The organism is Nocardia arseniciresistens, assembly GCF_046764875.1.
GTDB lineage: Bacteria > Actinomycetota > Actinomycetes > Mycobacteriales > Mycobacteriaceae > Nocardia > Nocardia arseniciresistens.
This window is the reverse complement of sequence record NZ_JBKORD010000036.1, coordinates 25,482-32,821: the sequence shown is the minus strand read 5'-3', so window position 1 is coordinate 32,821 and position 7,340 is coordinate 25,482. Positions and strand designations below refer to the sequence as shown.

General features: G+C 68.3%; 1 protein-coding gene (only partly in view). It reads right to left on the bottom strand.

Annotated features, from left to right (window positions below; all coding sequences use genetic code 11):
- Window positions 1–7,340, bottom strand: part of the annotated coding region (locus tag ACLMAJ_RS37805; RefSeq protein ID WP_412018724.1) for an SDR family NAD(P)-dependent oxidoreductase (this coding region is incomplete at its 3' end). Its footprint extends 10,157 nt past the window's final position; 7,340 of its 17,497 annotated nt are in view.

Sequence of the window (7,340 nt, the reverse complement as noted above, 5' to 3'; positions counted from 1 at the left end):
GCAACAACGAATACGCCACATCCCCCACACTCACATCCCCATGCGCCACCAACCACTCACCCAAACGCCCCGCCTGCGCACGCAAACCCTCCTCCGACTTCGCCGACACCACCCACGGCACCGCAACAGTGCCCGACTCCGCCGACGTGTGTTCGCCGCCTCCGTCAGGTACCGATACGGCTCGTCGAGGCTGCTGACCGGGCGATGGTGTCGGCGGCGCTTCCTCGAGAATCACATGCGCGTTCGTGCCGCCGATCCCGAACGACGACACCCCCGCACGCCGCACCCGACCACCCACCGGCCACGGCTCCGCCTCGGTCAACAACCGCACCGACCCCGCCGACCAATCCACATGCGGCGACGGCGCATCCACGTGCAACGTCCGCGGCAACGTCTCGCGCCGCATCGCCTGCACCATCTTTATCACGCCCCCCACACCGGCGGCCGCCTGAGTGTGGCCGATATTGGATTTGAGCGCACCGATGCGCAGCGGCTCCGAGCGATCCTGGCCATACGCGGCGAGCAACGCCTGCGCCTCGATCGGATCACCCAACGCCGTCCCCGTCCCGTGCGCCTCCACCACATCCACATCCACCGGGCGCAGGCCCGCGTCGGCCAACGCCGACGCGATCACCCGCTCCTGCGACGGACCATTCGGCGCAGTCAAACCATTGCTCGCGCCGTCCTGGTTGACGGCGGTGCCACGCACCACCGCCAACACGTTGTGGCCCAGCCGCTGCGCGTCCGACAGCCGCTCCACCACCAGCACCGCCGCGCCCTCCGACCAAGCCACCCCGTCGGCCGCCGCCGAAAACGCCTTGCACCGACCGTCGGGAGCCAAACCGCGCAGCCGCGAGAACTCCACAAACACCAGCGGTGTCGTCATCACCGTCGCACCACCAACCAACGCCAATGAACTCTCCCCCTGACGCAGCGCCCGGCATGCCAGGTGCAATGCCACCAGCGACGACGAGCACGCCGTGTCCACCGTCATCGCGGGCCCCTCCAAACCCAACGTATATGCCACTCGTCCGGACGCCACGCCTCCCGCGACGCCGGTTCCGACATACCCCTCGACCTCCGGGCCCGCCTTGCGCGTCAGGGCGTCGTAGTCCTGGTACATCATTCCGGTGTAGACGCCGGCGTCGCTGCCCCGCAGCGACACCGGGTCGATCCCCGCGTGCTCCAACGCCTCCCACGACACCTCCAACAGCAGCCGCTGCTGCGGATCCATCGCCACCGCCTCACGCGGTCCGATCCCGAAGAATCCCGCGTCGAAATCGGCCGCGCCCGTCAGGAATCCGCCCTCCCGGACGTAGGAGGTACCCGGGTGGTCGGGGTCCGAATGAATCAGGCGATCCAACGCCCAACCGCGATCCGACGGAAACTCACTGATGGCGTCCGTTTCCGACGACACCAGATCCCAGAGTTCGTCCGCGGACGCGACACCACCGGGATACCGGCAGGCCATGCCGACGATGGCGATCGGCTCGTCGGCTTGCATTCGGCGCGCGGTTTTCCGCGTCCGTCGTGCGGCGTCGGGGATGTCCCCGACCCGGGACAGGATGAACGCCGCCACCGCCCGAGTGGTGGGGTGGTCGAAGACCAGGGTAGCGGGCAGCCGCAAACCTGTGGTTTTGCCGAGCCGGTTGCGGAACTCCACCGCACCCAGCGAATCGAAACCCATGTCATTGAACGGCTTCTCGACATCGACCAGGTCACCGGAGGCATACCCCAATACCGCCGCAACCTGATCGCGCACGAAACCGAGCACGATCGCGCCGCGTTTGTCCGACCCCGATGCCGACGCCAACAGCCTCGCCAGATCCCCACCACCACTATCGGCGCGACGCGCAGACGGCGCCAACGACTGCAGCAACCCGGGCAACAGGCCCGCACGGGCCTGAACATACAATGCCGCCATATCGAGGTCGACCGCGGCGACGAACGGAGCGCCCGCACCGCCTGCGAGGTCGAGCAGCGCCAGCCCGTCGGCTTCGGATAGCGAGCGCAAGCCCAGGCGCGCCAGCCGATCCGCTGCGGCCGTGTCGAGTTCGGCGGTCATCCCGCTGTCTTGGCTCCACGGACCCCACGCCACAGACACAGCGGGCAGGCCCGCATGGACGCGGCGTCTCGCCAGCGCGTCCAGCACCGAGTTCGCCGCCGCGTAGTTGCCCTGACCCGCCGACCCGAAAACCGCTGCGACCGAGGAGAACAGGACGAACGCCGACAGATCGCGATCCAAGGTCAGTTCGTGCAGATTCAGCGCCGCATCGACTTTCGGCGCGAGCACCCGGTCGATCTGTTCAGGCGTGAGCGTCTCGACAGTGCCGTCGGCCAGCACACCGGCCGCGTGGAAGACGGCGGTCAGCGCGGGGCCGTCGGAGATATCGTCGAGCATCGCCGCCACGGCAGCGCGATCGCTCACATCGCAGGCCAGCACTCGGGTTCGAGCCCCGAACTCGGTCAGCTCGGCCACGAGTTCGGCGACGCCGTCGGCCCGCTCGCCGCGCCGGGACACCAACACCAGGTCATTTACCCCATGAGTCCCGGCCAGGTGCCGCGCCACCAGCGCGCCCAGCCCGCTGGTGCCGCCGGTGATCAGCACCGCACCCGGGCCGAGCACGATGCTCGACCCGTCCTCGGGCACGCCACGACGGGTCAGCCGCGGCGCCAGCAGCACACCAGCACGCAGCGCCAACTGCGCCTCCTCAGCGGCCACCGCCACCGAGATCAGTTCCGGAGTCACCGCGCCATCGCTGTCGCTGTCCAGCAAGATAATCCGACCTGGATGCTCCGATTGCGCGCTGCGCAGCAGACCCAAGGTGGCCGCAGCGGACAGATCGGGATCCTCCCCCGGCAGTCCCGCGCCATTGCGCGTCACCACCACCAGTTGAGCATCAACCGCGGGCAGGCGTAACCACGATCGCACCGTGGCCAGCACCGTGTGCACGCGTCCACTGACCGCGTCCGCTGACTGTGACCTGCTACTTTCCTCGAGGAGATCATCAGCGAACCAGACCAGCACATCCGGGCCGTCGTCCCCGGTAGTCTCGGCCAACGCGGCCATATCTGGGTAGCTCTCGTCGAACCTGGACGAGCCTACGACGGCTATCCGCCGGCTATCCGCACTGGAGGATTCGACTGGGCTCCACTGCACATCGTAAAGCCCATGACGAGCAGCCGATCGACCGTCGTGCAGTGCCTGGCTGTTCACTGGACGCGCCCGCAGTGACTCGACGGTCAACACGAGAGCGCCGGTGTCGTCGCCGAGCTCGAGCATGACGCTGTCGGCTCCGTTTCGCCGGATTCGCACCTGCACGGCCCTCGCCCCGGGCCGGTACAACCGCACGCCGGTGAACGAGAACGGCAGCGGCACCTGGCCGGGCGACAGGTCGACGGCCAACTCCTCCACGACGGCATGCAGCGCGGCATCCAGCAGCGCGGGATGGATGCCGAACTGGGCGCCTGCCGTCCCTGCCTCGGCAGGTAACCGCACGTCGGCCAGAACATCACCGCCGCCGTCTCGCCACAGCCGACGCACACCCTGAAAAGCGGGGCCGTAACCGAGCCCGCGCGCGGCCAACCCGTCGTATATCGCTTCGCCGGGCGTCGCATCGTCCGGCGGCATGTCGATGTCGTACACCGGAGCATCCGTCGCCGAGCCGGAAGCGAGAATTCCGTGCGCATGCGTGATCCCGATCGCGTCCGCAGACTGTTCGTCGACGGTCCGGGACGCCACCACGAACCGCCGCCGCCCCTCGACATCGGGCGCTTCCACCGCGATCTGGACGTCGACCTCGCTCTCGCCGTCCACCCGCAGCGGCACTTCCAGAACCAGTTCCTCGACGATCTCGACGCCCAATCGAGCACCGACCACCAACGCCAGTTCCACGAAACCCGTTCCTGGAAACAGCACCGCGCCGAATACCGTGTGATCGGCCACCCACGGATGCACTGCCGCCGAGAGTCGGCCGGTCAACAACCACTCGTCCTTACCCGCCAGCGAGATCGCCGCACCCAGCAGGGGGTGGTCGACCGGCATCAGACCGGCACGACTCACATCGCCGACGCCGACGCCTGCCGACACCCAGTATCGTGCGCGTTGGAATGCGTAGGTCGGCAAGTCGATTCGATGCGGCGACCGTCCCGCGTACATGCGGCGCCAGTCGACCTCGAGTCCCGCGGTGTGCGCGGCGGCCAGGAGCGTGGTGAACTGCACAACCTCGTCGGTGCCGCGCCGACCGCCGGCGGCCACCACGGATCGCGTCTCGGGCTCCTCGGCCAGACACTGGCGCGTCATCGCGGCCAGGACCGCATCCGGGCCCACCTCCAGAAACCGCCGAGTTCCGGTCGCGGCCAACGCCCGCACCCCCGGAGCGAACCGCACGGCCGACCGCACCTGACGCACCCAGTACTCCGGATCGGTCAGCTCACCATCCACCACCTCGCCGGTCACGCTCGACACGATCGGAACCGTTGACCCTCGATAGGTCAAACCCACTGCCACCGTAAAGAACTCGTCGAGCATCGGCTCCACCAACGCCGAATGGAACGCATGACCGACCCGCAACCGGTTCGTCTTCACTCCCGTGGCAGCAAGTTGCCGCTCAACCTCCTCGACGGCGTCCGTATCGCCGGACAGCACCACCGATGCCGGACCGTTCACCGCGGCCACCGACACCCGACCCAGGAACTCGGCCGCCACCGCGGCCGCTCGGTCCTCGGACACCGCCACCGCCACCATCGCCCCGCCCTCGGGCAGCGCCCCCATCAACCGGCCCCGCGCCGCCACGAGCACACACGCATCCGCAAGCGGCCACACCCCCGCCACATACGCCGCGACAAGCTCTCCGATCGAATGCCCGATCAACACATCCGGGGTAATCCCGAACGACTCCAACAACCGGAACATCGCCACCTCGAACGCGAACAACGCCGGCTGCGTCCACTCCGTCCGATCCAACACCCCGTCGACATCGGTGAACATCACCTCCCGCAACACCCCACCCAGGTGCCGATCGAACTCGGCGCACACCTCGTCCAACGCCGCCGCGAACACCGGAAACGCCTCGTACAGGCCCGCGCCCATCCCCACCCGCTGCGCACCCTGACCAGTGAACAGATACGCCGTCTTACCCGACCCCGCAACGCCGTCGACCACGCCCGGCAGCACCGAGCCCGACGCCAGAGCGGCCAGACCTGCCAGCAACTCCTCCCGATCACGCCCGACAACGACCCCGCGCCGATCCAGCAACGACCGCGAGTCCAGCAACGACCGCGCCACCGCCCAGACATCCACATCCGGACGGTCGACCAACCACGCCCGCAACCGGTCCGCCTGCCCCCGCAATCCCTCCTCCGACTTCGCCGACACCACCAACGGCACCACCGCGATATCAGCGATGTCAGCGTCCGACCCGGCAGACGCAGGTCCGACACGGGACACCGGCATCGTCGGCGGTTCCTCGAGAATCACGTGCGCGTTCGTGCCGCTGATCCCGAACGACGACACCCCGGCACGCCGCACCCGACCACCCACCGGCCACGGCTCCGCCTCGGTCAACAACCGCACCGACCCCGCCGACCAATCCACATGCGGCGACGGCGCATCCACGTGCAACGTCCGCGGCAACGTCTCATGCCGCAACGCCTGCACCATCTTGATCACCCCGCCCACACCCGAAGCCGCCTGCGAATGCCCGATATTCGACTTCAACGCACCAACACGCAGCGGCTCCGAGCGATCCTGGCCATACGCGGCGAGCAACGCCTGCGCCTCGATCGGATCACCCAACGCCGTCCCCGTCCCGTGCGCCTCCACCACATCCACATCCACCGGGCGCAGGCCCGCGTCGGCCAACGCCGACGCGATCACCCGCTCCTGCGACGGACCATTCGGCGCAGTCAGGCCGTTGCTCGCGCCGTCCTGGTTGACGGCGGTGCCACGCACCACCGCCAACACGTTGTGGCCCAGCCGCTGCGCGTCCGACAGCCGCTCCACCACCAGCACCGCCGCGCCCTCCGACCAAGCCACCCCGTCGGCCGCCGCCGAAAACGCCTTGCACCGACCGTCGGGAGCCAAACCGCGCAGCCGCGAGAACTCCACAAACACCGTCGGCGTCGCCATCACCGTGGCACCACCAACCAACGCCAATGAACTCTCCCCCTGACGCAGCGCCCGGCATGCCAGGTGCAATGCCACCAGCGACGACGAGCACGCCGTGTCCACCGTCATCGCGGGCCCCTCCAAACCCAACGCATAGGCCACTCGTCCGGACACCACGCTGCCCGCCGCGCCCGTGGCGACGTACCCCTCGACCTCGGGCCCAGCCTTGCGCGTCAGGGCGTCGTAATCCTGGTACATCACCCCCGTGTAGACACCGGTGTCGCTGCCCCGCAACAACGTCGGAGCGATCCCCGCGTGCTCCAACGCCTCCCACGACACCTCCAACAGCAATCGCTGCTGCGGGTCCATCGCCACCGCCTCACGCGGTCCGATCCCGAAGAATCCCGCGTCGAAATCGGCCGCATTCGTCAGGAACCCACCCTCGCGGGTGTAGGACGTGCCCGAGTGGTCAGGGTCCGTATGAATCAGGCGATCCAGATCCCAACCGCGATCGGACGGAAATTCACTGATGGCGTCCGTTCCCGAGAACACCAGATCCCACAGTTCGTCCGCGGATTCGACACCACCGGGATACCGGCAGGCCATGCCGACGATGGCGATCGGCTCGTCGGCTCGCACTCGGCGCACGGTTTTTGTCGTCCGCCGTTCGGCGTGGGGTTCGGCCCCGACCCGGGACACGATGAACGCCGCCACCGCCCGGACGGTGGGGTGGTCGAAGACCAGCGTGGAAGGCAGCCGCAAACCTGTGGTCCCGGCGATCCGGTTGCGGAACTCCATCGCGCCCAGCGAATCGAAACCCATGTCATTGAACGGCTTCTCGACATCGATCTGCTCGCCGGAGGCATGACCCAGTACGGCGGCAACCTGGCCCCGCACGAAATCGAGCACGATTGCGTCGTGTTTGTCCGACCCCGCTGCCGACGCCAATAGCGTCGCCAGATCCCCACCACCGCTGTCGACGCGGCCCGGCACGGGCACCAACGACTGCAGCAGCCCAGGCGCGAGGCCCGCACGAGCCTGCACCGACAACACTGCCATGTCGAAATCGACCGCAGCCACACACGGCGCCTCCGCGGCGACAGCGAGGTCGAACAGCGCAAGCCCATCGGCCTGGGTCAGCGGTCGAAAACCCATCCGCGCCAACCGCTCCAGGCCTGCCGCTCCCAATTCGGCCGTCATCCCACCATCGGAGTTCCACGGACCCCACGCC